Consider the following 745-nt stretch of genomic DNA (forward strand, 5'->3'; position numbering starts at 1 on the left):
GAGTGGGTTTTGCCAGAAGTGGCTAGTCTAACCGCAAGGAGGACGGTCACCACGGCAGGATTCATGACTGGGGTGAAGTCGTAACAAGGTAGCCGTATCGGAAGGTGCGGCTGGATCACCTCCTTTCCAGAGCCCGCTGCATTTGCTGTTAAAGCGCTCACACTTGTCGGCTGTATAGAAGACAGACTCAGGGGTCTGTAGCTCAGTCGGTTAGAGCACCGTCTTGATAAGGCGGGGGTCGATGGTTCGAATCCATCCAGACCCACCACTTTGTCTGTAGAAGACGAGACAGATCCTTGTAGTTCATGTTGTGACTGGGGGATTAGCTCAGCTGGGAGAGCACCTGCTTTGCAAGCAGGGGGTCGTCGGTTCGATCCCGTCATCCTCCACCAATCCTCAATGCACAGTGTTCTGTGAACCTCAAAGGGTTTTGCAGAGTGTTTTGCATTGGCGATTGAGCCAGTCAGAGCGATGTGAATCAAATCATATCGGCTGTCGTTCTTTAACAATCAGGAAGAAGTAGTAAAGAGATTCATCCGAAAGCGGACAGAGATGGCCGTCGAGTAGGTGAATCAGGGTTGTGATTGTATCAATGTATTTTTAAGTGATCGAAAGATTGCCTTGAAATACGGCGCAACACGAATACTCAACCTGTAGCGAGTGAATCCCGGTGTGAGCAATCACGCAGAGACACACCCGTTATAGGGTCAAGCGAACAAGTGCATGTGGTGGATGCCTTGGCGAT

At 50.6% G+C, this 745-nt stretch carries 2 tRNA genes and 1 rRNA gene; all 3 read left to right on the forward strand.

Annotated elements, in window-relative coordinates:
• Positions 1-126 (forward strand): 16S ribosomal RNA (locus F3J17_RS35935); the annotation flags it as partial.
• Between the two features lie 65 nt (positions 127-191).
• Positions 192-268: transfer RNA gene (locus tag F3J17_RS35940), tRNA-Ile, on the forward strand.
• 48 nt (positions 269-316) lie between these two features.
• Positions 317-392: transfer RNA gene (locus F3J17_RS35945), tRNA-Ala, on the forward strand.
• Positions 393-745 lie beyond the last annotated feature (353 nt).

The sequence above is a fragment of the Burkholderia sp. Ax-1719 genome (assembly GCF_011753055.1).
Taxonomy (GTDB): Bacteria; Pseudomonadota; Gammaproteobacteria; order Burkholderiales; family Burkholderiaceae; genus Paraburkholderia.